At 27.6% G+C, this 19,530-nt stretch carries 14 protein-coding genes and 4 tRNA genes; 13 read left to right on the plus strand and 5 right to left on the minus strand.

Annotated elements, in window-relative coordinates:
* Positions 1–859 (plus strand): hypothetical protein (locus BHE82_RS03255; protein WP_180365498.1); only part of this gene is annotated, 859 nt, incomplete at its 5' end.
* Between the two features lie 103 nt (positions 860–962).
* On the opposite strand, the gene BHE82_RS02470 is transcribed toward BHE82_RS03255, so the two are convergent.
* From BHE82_RS02470 to BHE82_RS02485, 4 genes are read right to left on the minus strand one after another with little or no spacing between them, the layout of a single operon-like run.
* Complete coding sequence (locus tag BHE82_RS02470; protein WP_071345663.1) at positions 963–2,189, minus strand: ABC transporter substrate-binding protein; 1,227 nt, start codon at positions 2,187–2,189, stop codon at positions 963–965.
* Positions 2,186–3,190 carry an ABC transporter permease gene (locus tag BHE82_RS02475; RefSeq protein WP_071345664.1) on the minus strand — a complete coding sequence of 335 codons (1,005 nt, stop codon included), beginning with the start codon at positions 3,188–3,190 and terminating at the stop codon, positions 2,186–2,188. The genes BHE82_RS02470 and BHE82_RS02475 overlap by 4 nt, the downstream gene beginning before the upstream one ends.
* Complete coding sequence (locus BHE82_RS02480; RefSeq protein ID WP_084024649.1) at positions 3,180–4,028, minus strand: ABC transporter permease; 849 nt, start codon at positions 4,026–4,028, stop codon at positions 3,180–3,182. The genes BHE82_RS02475 and BHE82_RS02480 overlap by 11 nt, the downstream gene beginning before the upstream one ends.
* Positions 4,022–5,275: an ABC transporter ATP-binding protein gene (locus BHE82_RS02485; protein ID WP_071345666.1), complete on the minus strand. Its 1,254-nt coding sequence runs from the start codon at positions 5,273–5,275 to the stop codon at positions 4,022–4,024. Before BHE82_RS02485 ends, BHE82_RS02480 begins: the two co-directional genes overlap by 7 nt.
* 635 nt (positions 5,276–5,910) lie before the next feature.
* Between BHE82_RS02485 and BHE82_RS02490 the strand changes: the two genes are divergently transcribed.
* The 11 genes from BHE82_RS02490 to BHE82_RS02540 all read left to right on the plus strand — a co-directional run bounded on the left by BHE82_RS02490 (position 5,911) and on the right by BHE82_RS02540 (position 16,136).
* The gene (locus BHE82_RS02490) at positions 5,911–7,707 is read left to right on the plus strand and encodes an AAA family ATPase (protein ID WP_071345667.1); all 1,797 of its coding nucleotides are present in this window, start codon (positions 5,911–5,913) and stop codon (positions 7,705–7,707) included.
* Between the two features lie 1,164 nt (positions 7,708–8,871).
* Positions 8,872–9,894 carry a substrate-binding periplasmic protein gene (locus tag BHE82_RS02495; RefSeq protein WP_143549433.1) on the plus strand — a complete coding sequence of 341 codons (1,023 nt, stop codon included), beginning with the start codon at positions 8,872–8,874 and terminating at the stop codon, positions 9,892–9,894.
* 89 nt (positions 9,895–9,983) lie between these two features.
* Positions 9,984–10,184, plus strand: a complete 201-nt coding sequence (locus BHE82_RS02500; RefSeq protein ID WP_071345669.1) for a hypothetical protein — start codon at positions 9,984–9,986, stop codon at positions 10,182–10,184.
* A gap of 56 nt (positions 10,185–10,240) precedes the next feature.
* Complete coding sequence (locus tag BHE82_RS02505; protein WP_071345670.1) at positions 10,241–10,786, plus strand: hypothetical protein; 546 nt, start codon at positions 10,241–10,243, stop codon at positions 10,784–10,786.
* A complete protein-coding gene (locus BHE82_RS02510) occupies positions 10,764–11,249 on the plus strand; it encodes an ABC transporter permease subunit (protein WP_071345671.1) in 486 nt (161 codons plus the stop codon). Before BHE82_RS02505 ends, BHE82_RS02510 begins: the two co-directional genes overlap by 23 nt.
* A 1,315-nt stretch (positions 11,250–12,564) precedes the next feature.
* Positions 12,565–14,253: a ribonuclease J gene (locus BHE82_RS02515; protein WP_257608399.1), complete on the plus strand. Its 1,689-nt coding sequence runs from the start codon at positions 12,565–12,567 to the stop codon at positions 14,251–14,253.
* Positions 14,254–14,588: 335 nt separating this feature from the next.
* Positions 14,589–15,452: a DegV family protein gene (locus BHE82_RS02520; RefSeq protein ID WP_071345673.1), complete on the plus strand. Its 864-nt coding sequence runs from the start codon at positions 14,589–14,591 to the stop codon at positions 15,450–15,452.
* A 322-nt stretch (positions 15,453–15,774) separates the two neighbouring features.
* A tRNA-Glu gene (locus BHE82_RS02525) sits at positions 15,775–15,850 on the plus strand.
* Positions 15,851–15,863: 13 nt separating this feature from the next.
* A tRNA-Arg gene (locus BHE82_RS02530) sits at positions 15,864–15,940 on the plus strand.
* Between the two features lie 24 nt (positions 15,941–15,964).
* Positions 15,965–16,041 (plus strand) — tRNA-Pro (locus BHE82_RS02535).
* A 20-nt stretch (positions 16,042–16,061) separates the two neighbouring features.
* Positions 16,062–16,136, plus strand: a tRNA-Gly gene (locus BHE82_RS02540).
* A 147-nt stretch (positions 16,137–16,283) separates the two neighbouring features.
* On the opposite strand, the gene BHE82_RS02545 is transcribed toward BHE82_RS02540, so the two are convergent.
* Entirely contained in the window at positions 16,284–17,090 is an 807-nt protein-coding gene (locus tag BHE82_RS02545) for an HAD-IIB family hydrolase (RefSeq protein ID WP_071345674.1), read from the minus strand.
* Positions 17,091–17,282: 192 nt separating this feature from the next.
* On the opposite strand from BHE82_RS02545, the gene BHE82_RS02550 reads away from it, so the two are divergent.
* On the plus strand, positions 17,283–18,974 hold the full coding sequence (locus tag BHE82_RS02550; protein WP_071345675.1) for a ribonuclease J: 1,692 nt from the start codon (positions 17,283–17,285) through the stop codon (positions 18,972–18,974).
* Positions 18,975–19,530 lie beyond the last annotated feature (556 nt).

Below are 19,530 nucleotides of genomic sequence, written 5' to 3' on the forward strand. Positions count from 1 at the left end.
AAATCAAATAGCACAAAGACATTACAAATTAGAAAGCACACAAGATAATAAAGTAGTTGATTGGCAACATTATGATACTTGGGATGCTACTTATGATAAAAATGGTAGACAAACATCTAAAAGATATTTTTTAGCTCAAAGCACCGAAAATAATAAATTAGTTGATTGGCAAAATCCTGATACTTGGGATGCTACTTATGATAAAAATGGTAGACAAACATCTAAAAGATATTTTTTAGCTCAAAGCACCGAAAATAATAAATTAGTTGATTGGCAACATCATGATACTTGGGATAAAACCTATGATAAAAATGGTAATCAATTATTAGAAAGGCATTATTTGCAAGGAAGTACTGAAAAAGATAAATTAGTGGATTGGAAAAATAATGATACTTGGGATGCTACTTATGATGCAAACCAAAAGCAAACTTCTAAAAGACATTATTTAGAAACAAGTACCGAAAATAATAAAGTAGTTGATTGGCAACATTATGACACTTGGGATGCTACTTATGATAAAAATGGTAGACAAACATCCCAAAGACATTATTTAGAAACAAGTACCGAAAATAATAAAGTAGTTGATTGGCAACATCGTTATACTTGGGGTAAAAGTAGTAATGTAGAACCAATATTGCCTCTTACAAATGTTTTAGTGGATAAAAATACTCAAAAAAATAAAGTTTATTTGCACCACACCAATAATAAAGTAGCTGATGTGGGTGATTTACAATCTCAAACTTATGACACACACATTTACAATATAAAAATATTTGCCTATATATTATTTATTTTGTTGTTGGCTGTTTTTATTATTTCAATTTATCTTTATATAAAAAAATTGAAAAAAAATAATTGATTGAATACCAAATTAGTTTTAATTGTTTCATTTATAAAGGAAAAACCAACTTAAAAGTTGGTTTTTTTAATATTAATTGATTAATATTTGGGGTTAGAACAAATTATATTAAAGTTTTTATTTTTTGGGGTAATTGGTCTAAACGTAATTTATTTTTGAATTTATGATGGAAATATATGATACAAATAGCTAAAAAAATGAAAAAACTTAAGATAAATAGCCAATAATCTTTTTGGTTGGGAAAAGCAATAATGTCGTTCCAATAAGTATTGATGGTTTTTTGGGTGGTTTGGTCGTATTTGTAAACTTCATCATTACCTTTGATTTCTATTTGGGGAATTCCTGGAAAAGTTTCTAATCCAACATAAGGAGAATTATATTTAGTAAAAGCTAAATTGTTTTTGTAATTTTCTTTTTGTCTTAAAAAATTGATGAACTTATAAGCTAGGGTTTTTTTGCTTCCTTTAGGCATTACCAAAGCATCAACCCAAACATTGGTTCCTTCTGTAGGTGAAAAATAATCTAGATTATTATTTTGTTCTTTTAAAAAATTAGCATCTCCTGAATAAGCAATAACTATATCATAGTATTCTTTATTTTTATTTTTCATGCGGTCCATTAATTGGTCGTTTATAAAAGCTAAGTTAGGTTTTTGTTCTTTTAGTTCTAAGAGCCATTTTTTGGCTTCATTTAATTCATCTGGGGAAGGGTTTGCAATTTTTCCTTCAGTAGCTTTTAGACCTACCATTAAACCGTCGCGAGCGTTATTGCATAAAGCTACTTTTAAATTGGTGTCTTTTAAATATTTAAAACCTTTATTTTGATCTTTGAGTTCATTAATTTGATCTTGAGTTATTTTGTTTTTATTATAAAGAATAACTACTTTGCCCCAAAAATAAGGAACGGCGTAATTGTTAAATTCAGAAGGGAGTTTGTCTTGGAGGTCTTTGTTTAATTCATAATAATGTTTATCATCTTTTATTAATTCACCATCATCTATTGTTTCTAACATTTTGCTTTGTCTTAATTGATCAATTGCATATTCACTTAAAATAGCTAGATCATATTGGTTTTTACTTTTAATTTTGGTAACTGCAAGTTCGTTAGAAGAAAAAAGAACTTGTTTAACTTTGATGTGAGTTTCTTTTTCAAACTTTTCAATAATGATAGGTTCTAAGTATTCGCCCCAATTAAATAATGTTAATGTTTGTTCTTCTTGGTGTTGGGGAAGTATATTTTTGTTTTTAAGATTAAGAATAATAAGAATAACAAAAGTTGTTGTTAAAATGAAAAGCAATGTTGTTGCTACAGTTTTAATTGTCTTTTTCATTTGGTATTAAATTCGTTTTCATTGGTGTTTGTCTTTGTGCTTGTTTTTGTTTTAGTGGTTGTGGTTTTGTTTGTAGTTATTGTTGTAGCTCCATTTTTACTTTCATTTTCATTGTTATTTGCCTCTGCTTCTATTTTGACATTTTTCCTTTGGTTTTGTTTTTGGTTGTTGTATTTGATGAAATTAAGGATAATTTTAGAACTAGCAATAATAATTAAAATAGTAGATAAAGCATTTACAGTTGGGTTAATAGTTCCTTTGAGGCTGTAGATATAAGCAGAAATATTTTGGCATTCAGAACCACCTACAAAATAAGAAATCATAAAGTCATCAAAAGAAAGACTAAAAGCAAGAGTGGCTCCTAAAAGCATAGCTCCTTTAAGTTGAGGTAGTATTACTTTGGTTAAAGCTTTGAGTGGGGTTGCTCCTAAATCATAGGCTGCTTCTAAAGAATGAGGGTCAAGATTTATTACTTTAGGATAGACAGTAATAACTACAAAAGGAGTGCAAAAAGATATGTGGGCTAAAAGCATTTTCCAAAAACCAGATTCCAAACCCATAAAACCAAAGACAACAAATAATGCTAAAGCAGTAATAATTTCAGGAATAACAATAGAAAAATTACTTACATTAAGAACAATGTTGCGCCATTTTTTGTTAAGACTTTGAGCAAGACTAATAGCTGCAAAAGTACCTAAAAAAGTAGAAATTAAAGTAGTTAGGCAAGCAATGTATAAAGTTATTTTGATAGCAGTTTTAACTGTTTGGTCAGTCCAAAGTTTAGAATACCATTGAAAACTAAAACCTTGCCAATTAACTAAAGATGCAATTCTGCCTTCGCTTTTGTTAAAAGAAAAAATAATTAAAGATAAAATAGGAATATAAATAAAGCTTAACACTAAAATGATATATAAGGTGTTAGTAATGGTTTTTTTGGGTTTTTTTGGGATTTTGTTAGAAGCAGTTTGGGGGGATTTTGCCCCAGATAATTTAATTGACATCTTTACTTTCTCCTAAACTTAATTTTTTAAACATTTGAAAAATCAAAAACATTGTTAAAGAAAGATGAATAGCAATTGCACAAGCTTGTTTGATTTCGCCACTTAATAAAGTTTTGTTTTCGATTAATTCAGCAATAGTAATTTGGGTAGTTGCTCCGAGATAACGTGGAGCTACAATATTAGTTGCTGTTTGTAAAAAGACAAGACAAATGCCTGCAAGTACTCCTGAAAGTGATAAGGGCCAAATAATTTTTTGCAATATTTGCCATTCGTTTGCTCCTAGATCTTTGGAGGCTTGAATAAGTTGGGGATTTATTTTGATAATTGCAGTGTAGATAGGCAAAAACATAAATGGTAAAAATAAATAAATAAGTCCTACAATCATAGCAAAATTAGTTTCTAAAAGATGGATATTAAAAGTTTTTTGTAATAAATGAAATATTTGGACTAATGCTTGGGTTTTGATAATCATATTAATCCACATAGTGCCATTGATGAGAATGACAAGAAAACTTTGCCATTTCATTTTGAGGCGAGAAATCATATAGGCTAGAGGATAGACAATGATAAAGACACAAAAAGTAACAATAATAGAAATTGCAATTGATCTAGCAAGGACGTATAAAAATGATTGATTGGATAAAAATTCTTGATGGTGTTGTAAAGTAAAACGGGTTGCAAAAAATGCGTTTTGTTGGTTAGTATCTTGAAAAGAATCAAATAAAATAAAACCCATAGGTAAAATAATTAATCCTAATAAAATAATATAATAAGGCGAAATTAATAGTCTGTATAGTTTTTTATTGTCCTTGCAAGTGTAGGTTTTTTTCATTACCAAATCTCCATTACATGAATATCTTCAGGATTAAAAGTAATATCTACTTGTTTGTTTAATTCAACATGGTCAGTAGTATGAATAGTGTAGGTTCTTTGGGCAGTTTTAACATCAATTTCCCAGTGAACGCCTTTAAAAATAATTGATTGTACTATACCTGTAATTAAGCCTTTTCCTTGGGAGACAATATCAATGTCTTCGGGACGAATAACAATATCTACATTTTCTTCTTTGCGAAAACCCTTATCTACACAATTAAAAGTTTGATTGTCAAAATGAACTAAAAAATCATCTTTCATCACTCCTTTAATTAAGTTAGATTCTCCTACAAATTGAGCTACAAAACGATTAGCAGGTTCGTTATAAATATCTTCAGGACTTCCTATTTGTTGAATTTCGCCATGATTCATGACAACTACTTTATCGCTCATAGTAAATGCTTCTTCTTGGTCATGAGTGACAAATAAAAAAGTAATTCCTGAGTTTTTTTGGATTTCTTTAAGTTCGTATTGCATTTCTTGTTTTAATTTTAAATCTAGATTAGATAAAGGCTCATCAAGTAATAAAACTTGGGGTTTGTTAATTAAAGCTCTTGCAATTGCTACTCGTTGTTGTTGTCCGCCTGATAATTGTTCAATGGTTCTTTTTTCAAGTCCTTGTAAACCCATAATTTTAAGGTATTTTAATACTTCTTTTTGGATTTGTTCTTCTTGCTCTTTCTTGTTTATTTTTTTGCATTTAAGAGCAGTTTGTTTTGCTTCAAAATCTTTGGTTAAAGTTTCAATTTGATTGTTAAAGTTATGTGTAATTTGGGTAGTTTTTTCTTGCGTTAAATCTTTGGTTAATTCTTGATGAAAAGTTTTTGATAAATTGGCTTTGTTAGTTTGATAATGAGTTTTATTAAGAGCTAAATTAGCTTTAATCTTGGAGTTAAAATCTTTTAAACGTAAGCCAAAAGCTACATTTTCAAAGACATTTAAATGAGGGAATAAAGCGTATTTTTGGAAAACAGTATTAATTGGTCTTTTGTGAGCAGCTACATTTAAAATGCTTTTTTCTTGAAATAAAACCTCTCCGCTACTAGGGTTTTCAAAACCGCCTAAAATACGTAAAATAGTAGTTTTTCCACAACCTGAAGGACCTAATAAAGTGACAAATTCATTTTGTTTAATTTCTAAATTTATGCCTCTTAAAATTAATTGATTGTCAAATACTTTGGTTAAATCTTTTAAAATAATTAATGTTTTCATGGTTTGATACCTATCTTTTTTGGAGAAATAAAGTTAATAATTATAATTATAATCGTAATTGCAATTGTAATTTGTAATTAAGTTTATAATTTATAAGTTTAAGTTGTAAATTGTTGTTTAATTAGCAATTATCAAATATAAAAAAATAGTCGATAAACTAAATGTAATAAGTTAGTCAATAAAATAATTATAAAGCAAAATAATCAATTTATAACAAAATAAAAAAGGAGTAATTAAAATTACAACAATAAACAATCAAAAAGGACCAAAATCTCTTAATATTTCAAATTTATTTATTGCTAATTTTAGCTTATCATAAAATTAATAAATTGCAATCATAAAGAGTGCTTTTTTTGCTGATATTGTTATAATATCTATAAATTTTGTTAAAATAAATGTGTTAAGAAAATTATAGTAAAATGATTTTTTGCAAATATTGATTCAAATAATTAAAAATTGTTGGATAAATGCTTATAAAGATTCTTATTATGTTTATTTTTTGGTATTTGTCAATTTGTTTATTTTCATTAAAATTTTATGTTGGATTTTTTTTATCATTTCAAATTAATTTACTAAAAAAATAAACCCAATTAAACTAACTAATTAATATATAAAAATATAAAGGAAGGTATATTATGAAATGGGAACCGCAAAGATTTGAATATCCTGAACCAGATAATCAACCGCAAAATCCGCCAAATTATCCAATTACGCCCAAAAAACCTAAAAATTATTTTGCAATTGCTACTAATGTAAGTACTATTATTGTAAATATTATGGTGATTTTCTTTATGTTTGTTTTAATTAAAGGATCTGAAAATCTTTCTAAGACTATGGGAAAAGACACCCAAGAAGATACTATGTGGGCACAAGAAAAAGAATACAGACCCAAAGGCAATCTTAATATTGATAGCTTTTCTGGATATGATGAAGTCAAAGACGAGTTAAGAGAATATATTTCAGCAGTAAATGATGATGCAAATGAAATGAACCCTTTTCCTCGTAAAGATTTACCAAGAGGAGTTTTATTGTACGGTCCTCCAGGAACAGGAAAAACTTATTTAGCTAAATGTTTAGCGGGTTCTGTTAAAGGTAAAGCTCCTTTTTTTTTTACTACTGGCTCTGATTTTGTCGAAAAATATATAGGAGTTGGAGCAGCTCGTTTAAGAGAATTGTTTAAAGTAGCTCAAGAAACTGCCAAACAACGTGGACAGAGTTATTATTTTATCTTTATTGATGAAATTGATGCTATTGGAACTGAAAGAAGCAAAGAAAAAAGCGCTCAAGAACATTCAGGTACTCTTAATGCTTTGTTAACTCAACTTGATGGAGTAGATTCAGATGAAAAAACTCCGCAAGCTATTGTTATTGGAGCAACTAATCGTAAAGATTTTTTAGATGATGCCTTAATTAGAGAAGGGCGTTTAGGGAAGCACATTTATTTAGGCACTCCAGATTTAAAAACAACCCAAGCCTTACTTATATCTTTTATGAAACGCGAAAACATTAAAAAAACAAATTATCCTTCAGATGATGAATTAAAACAAGTGGCAAAAACTTTGCACGGATCTAAATTTACTCCTGCAGATATTAATTCTTTAGTGAAAGAAGTTAAAAAGATAGCCTCCAAAGATACTAATTCCCCAAACAAAATTACACCTTTGCATATCTATGATGCTATGGATTTAATTTTAATGGGTCCTGAATTAAAACAAAGTATCTCTAAAGCAGATAAAAAAAGAGTTATTAATCATGAATTAGGACATGCCATAGTAGCTCATGCTCTAGGGTTTGATGTGCATCGTGTAACTGCTAAACCAAGAGGACAAGCAGCAGGATATACTATCTTTTTTTCTGCTAGTAATGAAGGCGAACAAGCTGATCAACTTTTAACTAAACAAGATTTATTAAAACAAATGATTACTGCTTTGGCAGGACGTGCAGCTGAAGAAGCATTTGAAACAAGTGTTAGTTTTGGTTGTTGTGATGATTTGAAAAAGGCGCATACTATTGCTACTAAAATGGTAAAAGAGTTTGGAATGTCATTAGGTTCGGAAAGTATGGATTTTAGTTTGGATAATGATACTCAAACTAAAGAAATTAATGCAATTATTCAAGCTAGTTATAATGCAGCTAAAGAAATTATTGAAAAATATAAAGAAGATCCAAATGATAAAGATAACAAAACTCCTAATTTACAATGGAAAAATTTAAGTGAAAAACTTGCTACACAAAATTTAGGAAAAGATGCTTTTGTTGCTGAAGAAAGTAAATATTTTTATACAACAACAATTTCAATTGATGAAGTTCAAGAAACACAATCAAATAAGAAAAAAGAATACAAAATAAAATTAGAAGATAAAAAATTTACTCAAAGACCTGAAGAAACTCCAACTCCACAACCAACTTCCCCTAGTGATAATAATCAATAATTACATTACAAAAAACAAATCTTTTATATACTTTTTTACAATTTAATACCCTAATAAACCCGTCTTAATTGATGGGTTTTTTATTTTGTTTACTTTATATTTTTTATTTTTTTATATCCCTTAAAACTGCATAATTAATTAATATTTGCAAAAAGACAAAAATTATTGTATAATATCTAGTAATAAATACTTTGATGATTTTTATAAATAATAATAATCATTTATTTTAAAAACAATTTCAAAAATATTTATCTTTTTTGATACATTTATCATAATTATGACAACAAAACCCCCAACAATCGCTTATATGATATTAAAAAACTTTAGGGAGCAATAAATTGTGTAAAAACATTAAATTCAAAATCTTTTTATCAATGATTAATTATCGATTATACGGTCTTATAAATTAATTATTAGATAATTATATAAATTCATTTGTTTAGTAAGTAATTATTTATAATTATAATACTATTTTAATAAAGCCCAAAAGCCATTTATCAATTGGCTATTTTTATAACATTTATTTATAATATCAATTTATTTTATTTAATTTTTTTATTTTAATGTTGATTTTCATTATTTGCATTTTTTTACTTATTTTGGGAAAGCTAAATATTTATTCATTTATTATTTCATTTCACAATCTTTTTTATATTTACAACTGTTTTATTTTTAATTTATTAGATTTTTAATTATTTTTTATATTTTTTCCTAACTTACTTTTTTATTCATTTTTCCAATTTTTCATTTTGCCTATTTTAGTTTTATTTTAAAAACTATTTAACAAAACCATTTATTTGTTGTCGTTGTTATGCTATTTTTTTATCTATAAATAAATACCAACCCAAAAACACAAGAAAAAAAGAAAACCAACATAGCAATATAGCAAAAAGAAAATTATTAATAGTTATTTAAAATGATTGTATATTTAAAAATATAAAGATATTTTCAAAACATAAAAAAACATATAAAAAAAAATATAAAACCATATAAAAGGAGATAATTAACTTGACTTATGATTAGCGATATTAGTGATATTTGTATTAATTTTTTTAATAAGGTAAAATTTTTTTTGTCGAAAGTAAAGCAATATTTAATTAAAAATAAGGTATTTTGGTATTTTAATTATTTTTTGGTAGCTGTTTGTATTTTTTTTTATTGTGGTTGCATATTAAAGTTTTTGCTAAGAAACATTCCAATCCTAATGCTCTTAAAGGAGGTATTTTTGTAGGAATGGGTCCTGTTTGTTTACAATCTGATGAGGATGCTTCGGTTTCATATAGCCATCTTACTTTAGAAGATGAACGTTTAACTGGATTTGAAGTTTTGTTATTGAAAGAAATTGCCAAACAACAAGGTAAAGAATTAGAATTAACAATTAATACTTTTGCAGGATTATTAGGCGATATTGAAACAGGTAAAGCCGATATAACTGCTTCATGTCTTGCTATTACTGAGGATAGAAAAGCTAAAGTTGATTTTAGTATTGCATATAATGTTCCTATGAATGGATTTGTAGTAAGAAGGGACAATAAAGATTTTGAATCTAATCTTTTTGGACACAACGCAAGAGTCAAAGATAAAGATTTATTTGCTCACTTAGACAATTTATATGAAAATGCCAAAAAGGAAGGCAAAGAAAAATCATTTACTTTTATAGCTGTTACTGCTAGTACTACTGATACAGATTTTTTAGGTAAAGGTTATATTAAAAAATTATTAAACAATAGAGATATTATCAAAAAAGAAACTTCTTCAGATAATATTGGACCTAATTTAGAATTTATTAGAAATAATAAAGCAGATATTTTTGTAGTTGATGATGTAATAGCACATTATAATACTGAAGGAGACAAAGATTTAAAGTATTTTATTCTTGATTCAACTGATCCTCAATTGCAATCAGGTCCTAATGGTGTAGGAGTTGTTGTTAAAAAAGGTGATACCAAAAGACAAAAAGAAGTTAATGATGCTTTGAGGAAAATATTTAATTTAGAATATGTAAAAGACAAAGATGGAAAAGATACAGATGTTATTGAAGATCTTAAATATATTCTTACAAGATTGCATGAATTAAAGAAAGAGAAAAGAACAAAGTACCAAGAAACTAGATACAAAGATTTAAAAGGCAAAAATACAAGAAAACCAGAAGAAGAAAAAAATTTATTACTTTATTTAAAGTTTTAGATAAATTTATTCTTAGAAATCTACAAAAAATTGATGAAGCCCAAGAAAGATTTGATGCATTAAAAGAGATTAAATTAGAATTTGATACTTTGGAAAAATGTTTATACGGCAAAAGACAAGAAATAAAAGAAGAACACGACCAATTAAAAAATAAAAAGGCATATAATTCTAAAACTCAAAAAAACAATCAAAACCTAAACCAAAGAACCCAAGAAGAAGAACAAAAATTTAGAGTTTTAAAAAATGTGCCTTTGCTTTTGAAGATGATACAGAAAAAGAAAAAACCATAGCCGCACACATTTCATTAAAAAATCAATTTGAAGAAATAAAATTAGAATTTGATACTTTGGAACAATGTTTAGACAAAGACCAAACCAAATTACAAAATGTTAAAGATAGATACACAAAATTAAAAGAAAAAAACACAAGAACCCAAGAAGAAGAAAAAGAATTTAATAATTTAGAAACAACTACAAGAAGTAGCAACGAACAAGACAATACAAAAGAAACAAGCGAAATAATTCGTTTAGAAAAAAAACTTAATAGCATTAGAGACAAATTAAAAGAATTTGAAGATAGAGTTTATAATGCTACTTATAAAATGAGAAATATTAAAAATTTAGGTTTGTGGCAAAAAATGTGTTATAATTTCCCATCTTATAAAAAAGGGTTATATAATACCTTATTAATTAGTATTGATGGTTTATTAATAGGTTTTTTATTAGCTTTATTTTTAGTAGGCACAAAGACTAAAGTAACAAATACAAGAACCAATAACACTTTTGTAAAAGCATGTTATAAAATGATTTCTAAATGTGTTGATACCTTATATTTGGTTATTAAAAGGAGTGCCAATTGCAGCTCAAGCAATGTTAGTATGGTTTTCTACTAGTTTGTGGTGGCCTAGTAAAGGCCTTATGCCTGATTTATTTCCTGATGGATTCCCCCAAATTAACCAAATAAATGCTGCATTATTTGTAATTAACCTTAATGCTGGTGCGAGTCTTACTATGATTTTAATGCAAAATATTAAATTTGTTGATAAAGGACAAATTGAGGCTGCTTTTTCTTTGGGAATGACTCAAAGACAAACTTTTTACAATATTATTTTTCCGCAAGCATTAAAAAAATCGGTTCCTTTTGTCATAACTCAATTTATTACCAATATTAAAGATTGTACCTTTTTTGCTTTTATTGGGCTTGTTGAAATGGGCTGGATTGCTAACCGAAATATGGGAATTACTGCTGATGTCATAACTCCTTTTGTCCTTCTTTCCATAATTTATTTGGTTTTAATTCAGTGTAATAATACTTTGGCTAAAATATTTAGAAAAAAAATTAAACCCTTCTTTTAGACCTGTGACTAGTGTTTAAATTTTTAAATGATGATAAAATAATTATAAATTAAATATAATATTTAATAATTAAAATTACAAGTTGCAAAACAAATATTCTTATCATTACAAAATTGAGATTTTTGTCAATTTTCAAAAAATAGACCCACTTTTTAGTAGGTCTTCATTATTTGAGTCAAAATTGTAACAAATAAACAAATAGTAATTACGCACTTTATTGAGGGTTTTACTACATAAATAATTTCTTTTGTCAACTTTAAGGCAAAAATGCGTTTTTAAAAATTATTTTTTTAGTATAATATAGGTATATTAGATAATATTTAGTATTTTGATTGGGTGTTTAAATTTTTAAATCAAAAATAATGATTCAAATCAAAAGCAATAATTCAGCTTATTTTAAAAACCAAATTAATACTAACAATAATATTAAAATTAACTTGTAAAAAAGTTATAATCTAGATTTTAATATCAAATCTAAATCTAAAACTAAATATTTGCAAAAAATTTATTTTTTACAACCCGCCTCAAAATCAATTTCTTTGGCAAAAAAAATATAAGCCAAGTTTAAAAATTATAAATAATTCAAAAAATTGTTTACCCCAAAGTCAATTATTTTTTCAATTATTTATGATTTTGAAAATTATTAAAAATGTTTATCAATAAAAAATTGCTTTTGGAGATTTTCATATCCAATAAAAAATGCAATATTTGAAAAAACCAAAGAAAACTGAAAAAATATTTTTTGTTAATAATTTAAAATTATTATCAAATTGCCCAAAACCATCAATAATCCACCTAATATTTTTTATTATATTTCTTTTCTTTTTCTTTTCTGGATAATATTTTAATTATTCAAAATTTGATTTTGACTCTTATAAAATACTTTTAACCTAATAAATAACATTTTTGCTACAATAAAATACAAGCAAGTTTCCTAAAAGTTTTCGTGCATTTGTTGCAAGTCTTTTATTGCATTTAATTTATTGAATTGCAATTGCTGTTTGATTTTTATTTTGGGCATTTTGCAAGTCTTTTATTGATAAATTAAATAAATGCAGCATTATCGTATCCCAATCCCGCTTTTGCAAAAACATCTAAATTGACAAAACGAAAAAATATTTACTAAATAATTCAACAATGCCAACAACAACCAAAAACCAAACCTAAATATATTTTTCAATGCTCAATTCCGGATTTGCAATCCCAATTCAATCCCAATTTTTATTTTTTTAATTTTTAATTTTCAAAACATTTCAAGAAATTATTTTCATCTTTAATTATGAATAATTTCCAAATTACAAACTGGAGGTTCCAAGTGAATGACATTAAATTTTTTGCTTTAGGAGGATTGGGCGAAAGTGGAAAAAATTTTTACGTCTTGCAAATTAACGAATCTTATTTTTTACTTGATGCTGGACTAAAATATCCCAATACCGCTCTTTATGGCATCGATTCTATGATTGCTGATTATTACAAATTACAAGATATCAAAGACAAGATTAAAGGCGTTTTTTTATCATCAGCTTTTGAAACCAATTTGGGTGCCTTGCCTTACTTGATGAAAGATTTTGATATCCCTGTTTATGCTTCTTATTTTACGATGCAAGTTCTAAAAGCGCATTTTCAAAGTCATAAAATTAATTACCGCAATTTTAATCTACAAATCGTTAAAAGCGATGAAAGACTTATTTTTGATGATGTGGCAGTGGCTTTTTTTGCTACATCGCAATTGATTCCTGAAACATTGGGAATGGTTTTTCAAACTAAACGAGGTAGCATCGTTTACTCTGGCGACCTTAAATTATTGCATTCTAAAAATAAATTTTTTCAAACTAATTTTACAAGATTAGCTCAATTAACACAACCCAAAGTACTTGCCTTTTTGCCTTCTTGTCGTGGGGCTTTTAGCACATCTGCGCATAATAATGATGCATCGAGTTTTGAGCACAAATTGAATAACTATTTTAGCAATCACTTGCTTAAATCGAAAGGTATTATTGTTATTCCTTCTTTGATGCCTGATTTGTTAAAAATTCAATCCATAGTGGATTTGGCATGTAGACTTAATTTTAAAATAACTTTTTTAGGTAGAAAAAGTGAAAAAATTATTGATATTGCTTTGAAAAAAGGTTTTTTAAAAGTGCCTTCCTTCAATTTAGTGGAATTAAAAACACTAGAAGACTCCAAAAAACATCCAAAATTAGTTGTCTTTGTGCTAGGTAAACATTTTGAATCTTTGTTTCATTTGCAAAAAATGTGTCAAAAAACAGACACTTTAATTCATTTAACGCCCCAAGATTTAGTGTTGTTAATGTCCAAAGAAATGGCAGGAATTGCCAAAATGCAATCTCAAACCCTAGATCTTTTGTCACGCCACAATATTCAAGCCCATGTTTTGGTAAAAGACTTAGACGCTTGTTCCAATGATTATGAAAAAACCCTCAAATTGATGCTTAATTTTTTAAAACCTCAATACATTATTCCTGTTATGGGTGAATATCGTCATCAATATCAAGTGCAAAAAATTGCCCAAAGTTTAGGATTCAAACTCAACCAAACTTTCTTGTTAGAAAATGGCAGTATTTGGCATTGTGACCCACAAAAAGATGCCTTTGCCGAATCTAATACTGGCGTTCTTACAGAAATTTTAATTGATGGTACTCCTGTTATTGGTGGGCAAGATTTTATTATGAAAGACCGTGAACTTTTAGCAGCGGATGGAGTTGTAATTGTTGTTGCCAATGTTAATGCTAAACACAAAAAAATAGTAGGTGCTCCACAATTAGTAAGTAAAGGCTTTTTGGCAGATTCTGAAACTAGTCATATTTTTCCTAAGTTAAAAGCTATTTTTGATGAAAAAAGTGAAATTTTTTTGAAAAAAAAGTATCTTAAATGGAATGATTTCAAAAAAAATATTAGAGAATCGTTAGTTAAATTTTTATTCAAAGAAACTAAAAAAAGACCTATTGTTATTCCTATTTTCATTAGTATTAAAAGTGAATAAAACGAATAATAAATACAAATAAATAAGATACAAAATAATAAGAAAGTTGTTAAAAAACAATAATTCAATATAAAAAAGTTAATTTATTGTTGTTGTGCCTTCCTTTTGTTTTTTGATCTTTTGTTTTTCCAATTTAACCAATCTGACAATTTATTTTTGTATTTTTCATTTTTGCACTACTTCACCCCAAATAAACCCTAATTACAACCAACTAACATCTATTTTTAATACCAATTTCTTTTGATATTTTAATTATATTCCAAATATTTTTCATTACCAAAAACCTTTATATGGCAAATAATTGGCATCCCTAAAGCAAATTAAAGGAGAATGATGTGAAAATAAAAGTTGCAACCACTTCTACTAGTTGTCTCGATTATTACTCGCATTCTTGTGATATTGACATTTTTAGAATCAAAATTTTAATCGACGATCAAGAATATATTGATGGTAAAACCATGAAATACGATCAATTTTATCAAATGTTTAAAAACAACTCTGATTTTATGCCTAAAACTTCGCAAGTATCAGTTGGCGAAATGGTAGTTTATTTTGAAAAGTTAGCTTTACAAGGTTATCAAAAAGTTTTTGTAACTACGCTATCTTCTGCTTTAAGCGGCACTTATAATGCTATTATTCAAGCAGGAAAAATGGTATCAGATAAAATTGAGGTACACTGTTATGACACTAAAACTGTCTGTTTTTGTGAAGGTTTTTTTGCCCTAGAAGCTTATCGTTTATTTGCAGAAGGCAAATCCCTAGAACAAGTTGTTAAGCATTTAGATTTCATTAAAGAAAATAATACCATTTTTTTTATGACCAAAAAGCTTACACAATTAATTAAAAATGGACGTTTAGTAGGAGTAAAAAGTTTTTTGGGGCGCCTTTTGAGAATAAATCCCATTTTGCAAGTTCAACAAGATGGCAAAATTGCCTTAATTAAAAAGACTTTAAGTTCCCACAAAGCACTTTTAGCCATAACTTCTAAAATCAAAGAATATACCCAAAATCATGATTATCAAATCCATTTAATTTTTACAGGGCACCCTGAATTAAAAAACGAGTTTCAACAAGTTTTAGAAACCCAATTAGGCTTAAAAAATTTAGTACAAATCCCTTTAACTCCTGTTGTTGGGTGTCATGTAGGAGACAGCGCTATTGGAGTAGGAATTATTAGAAAACCTAAATTTCAAAAATAGTACCATTTTCCATTATTATAGTTTTTGCAAAATTGAAAAATAGTATAAATATTAATTCTTGCTCCTTAATTCTTGCAAAATGTATTTTTTGGGTTCCTGCACGACTGTATTTCTACACCAAAATATCTCAATAATACATATTTTGCAAATATTTGTCATAAAACAATTTTATTATTTGACTTTTTGGCTAAATGTTGGTATAATAATTATTGGTTAAAATTAAAAAAACTTTTGAATAACTTATTTTATTTTGATGCCACTTTAAGATATTATTTTTATTTGTGCTTTATGATTTATTCCAAGGTATAAATAAAAAATATTAGGCCCGTTGGAGAAACGGTTAACTCACATGCCTTTCACGCATGCATTCACGGGTTCAAATCCCGTACGGGTCACCAATTTGATAAAAAAGCACCCATAGCTCAATTGGATAGAGCATCTGACTACGGATCAGAAGGCTAGGGGTTCAAATCCTCTTGGGTGTGCCATTAAAACATCATAAATGAAATTAACGGGAAGTAGCTTAGCTTGGTATAGCGCCTGGTTTGGGACCAGGAGGTCGCGGGTTCAAATCCTGCCTTCCCGACCATTCCTTAATTAACTATTTATGCGGGCGTCGTATAATGGCCATTACCTTAGCCTTCCAAGCTAAAGACGTGGGTTCGATTCCCATCGCCCGCTCCATTTATTATTCCCCATAATAAATATAAAATAAAACTATAAATTAAAAAGTTAAACCGCTTATCTCATCAATAAGCGGTTTAACTTTTATTATATATTAACACAACAAAAAAAGCTGCAACAAATTGTTACAACTTTTCTTTCAAACTATTAAATTATTTTTTTAGTCTTAAAAAAATCATACATGCGGTCTTCATCAATATGAGGGCTTACAAAATTAGCAATATTTTTTAAATCTTCTATTTTGGTATTTCCCATAGTAATTGCCACATCAGCTAATTTAAGCATTTCAAAGTCGTTGGGACCGTCTCCCATACAAATTAATTGATGATTGGGATAAAGATCCTTAATTTGCTTAATTCCGTATGATTTGTCTATTTTTTGATACATTATATCAACAAAACCACTATCCCAAAAGTAAGCTTTTAATTGGGGCATATTTTTTAAAAATTGTTGTATCTTTTCTTTATCGTTTTCTTTTTCATGTAATAATACCATTTGATAAACTTTTTGTTGCTCAAAAAAAGCATCATTTAGAACTAGTTTTTGTTCCCCTTTAAAACTGCTAATATTGTTGAGTGTTTGGTCGTTTTGTAAATTTATGGCAAAAATTTGGTCCAAGGTAAAAAGAGTTAAAGCAACTCCATTTGTAGCAGCTGCTTTTTTTACTTGCATAACATCTTTTTGGTCAAAACAAACCTCATTAAGGACTTTTTCTTCTTGCGTCTTTTTTGCTTGCATTGTAAGAGCGCCGTTGCACAAAACCAAATATTTAAATAAAGGTCTTAATTCTTTTAAAACTCCTAATCTAGCATAACTTCTGCCTGTAGCAATTCCTAAAACTACATTAGTATCTTGTGAAAGCTCTTTGATTAACGCTTTTGTCTGAGGCAAAATAGCTTTATTTTTATTACTTCTTAAAGTGCCGTCAATATCAAAAAAAATTAGTTTTTTCATAAACTTTATTACCTATTTTCTTTATGAATATAATTTATAATTTCTTTTTTGCTAAAAATATCAATTTTATACAATAATTAATTACAATTATTGCTTATATTATACTATAATATAGGTAGTAATAATCGTTAAAATAGGAAACTTTAACAGTTTTTTATTGATTTTAATGAGATTTAAAGGAGAATAATTTTTATGAATAATTTAGACCCAAAGATTAATAACTATAATTCCGATGTTTCTTTCTTTGCTTTGGGAGGGCTTGGCGAAGTTGGGAAAAACATGTATGTTTTTGAAATTCACAAGCAAATTTTTATTGTAGATTCAGGGATTTTGTTTTCAGATGATTTTTTGTTAGGAGTCAATTACGTCATCCCCGATTATGATTATTTATTGAAAAACGAATCGCGTATTGTAGGGCTTTTTGTTACTCACGGACATGAAGATCATATTGGAGGCATTCCTTATTTGCTTAAAAAAGTGCGTATTCCTAAAATTTTTGTCTCAGGGATTGCATATTATTTGTTAGAACATAAATTAGCAGAGCATAAAGAAATTGGCGCCCTGCCCAAAATAGAAAAATACAGCCATGATACCAAATACGAATTTAGCCATCAAGTAAATGTGTCTTTCATCAGACTTAACCATTCTATTCCTGACAATTTTGGGATCGTTTTTAACACCAAATACGGCAATATTTTTTATACTGGGGATTTTAAAATTGATTATACTCCAGTAGGTCCAGAAGCGCAATATGATAAATTAATCAAGATTAAACAAGAAGGCGTTTTGTGCCTGCTTTCTGATTCTACTAATGCCGAGCAATCTGGGTTGGTCCAATCCGAAAGTACTATTGGGGCTTCCATTAATGAACTTTTTGTAAATATTGCAGACCGCATCATTATTGTTACTTTTGCTTCTAATTTTTACCGCATCAAACAAATTGTAGAAGCTGCTATTCAGACTAAAAGAAAAGTTGCAGTGTTTGGGCGCAGCATGGAAAAAGCTTTGGAAATTGGCAAAAAACATGGCTATCTTAACATTCCTGAAGGCACCCTTGTCACAAGTAATAACATTCACAAATATCGCGATATTATCTTGCTTTGCACCGGCTCACAAGGAGAGCCCTTAGCAGCTTTAAGCAGAATTGCTAACAACACTCACAGACAAATTAAGTTAAGTCCCAAAGATACTATCATTTTTTCTTCTTCTCCCATTCCTGGCAACCAAGAAAACATTAATAAAATTTTTGATTTACTTTTCAAAAAAAATGTCAATGTCATCACTCACGGACCTTTAATTAACACTCACGTATCAGGACACGGTAACCAAAATGACCTGAAATTGATGCTTTCGCTTACCAAGCCTAAATATTTTATTCCAGTTCACGGTGAACATCGCATGTTAATTGCACACAAAAATTTAGCTCTAGAATGTGGCATTCCAGAAAGTAATATTTTTATTTTGGAAAACGGACAAATGGTAAACTTAGCTCCTGAAAAAGCTGCTATTACCGAAAAAATGAATGTAGGCAACGTCTTTATCGATGCTTCTGGAATAGACGATGTGGGCAATGCCATCCTAAAAGAACGTCGTAGTCTGAGTGAAAAAGGCTTATTTTCTGTTGTTATGAGTATTGATTTAAAAAGAAAAAAAGTCCTTAATTTGCCAACAATTGTTTCTCGTGGCTTTATTTATATGAAAGATAATCAAGAAATGATTAAACAAATTTCTTATGATATTAAAAATAGTATTGAAACTGCTATTAAACAAGATGAAGTGCAAAAAGAGACTTTAAACAAAATTATCGTTGATTATCTTGCCTCTAAAATATACGGAATTACTTTAAGAAATCCAATTATTATTCCTATTATTTTGACATTTTAAAAGTAGTTTATAGCATTTTTTCATTATTTTCTTATTTCCATTATTTTAAAAAACCATTTTCAAAACCATTTGCAAAACTATTTGATTTTTTACAATGATATCTTTTTTTGCAAATAGTGCACCAAATTTATTTTATTATTTATCGAATTATTTTTTTATTCCAAATTTATTTCGATTTTTATATTAACACCGTTTTTAATATTAAAATTTTTTATTGAACCACAATAAATAACTTTTTTAAAAAATAAAACGGTCTTTTTTTTTAAATATTGTGGGACCATTTTAATAACTTTTTACCCTTTTTATTCTTTTTTCTTTTCTTGCATTGATTTTCCTTTTGTTTTTCCTTTTAGGATATGCAGATGTTGCATTAAAAAACATTTTGCCTTTGGATTTGCCTTAGGATTATAAATATTTTTCAAAATTAAACCATTATTTAACTAAAAATAAAAAACCTTCTACATTTTATAACTCAAATTAATTATAATTTAAAATTTTTAATAGCACTATTACATTTTAAAAATAAAATATAATATTTTTAATATATGAATATCCC

Source organism: Rice orange leaf phytoplasma, from assembly GCF_001866375.1.
Classification (GTDB): domain Bacteria; phylum Bacillota_I; class Bacilli_A; order Acholeplasmatales; family Acholeplasmataceae; genus Phytoplasma; species Phytoplasma asteris.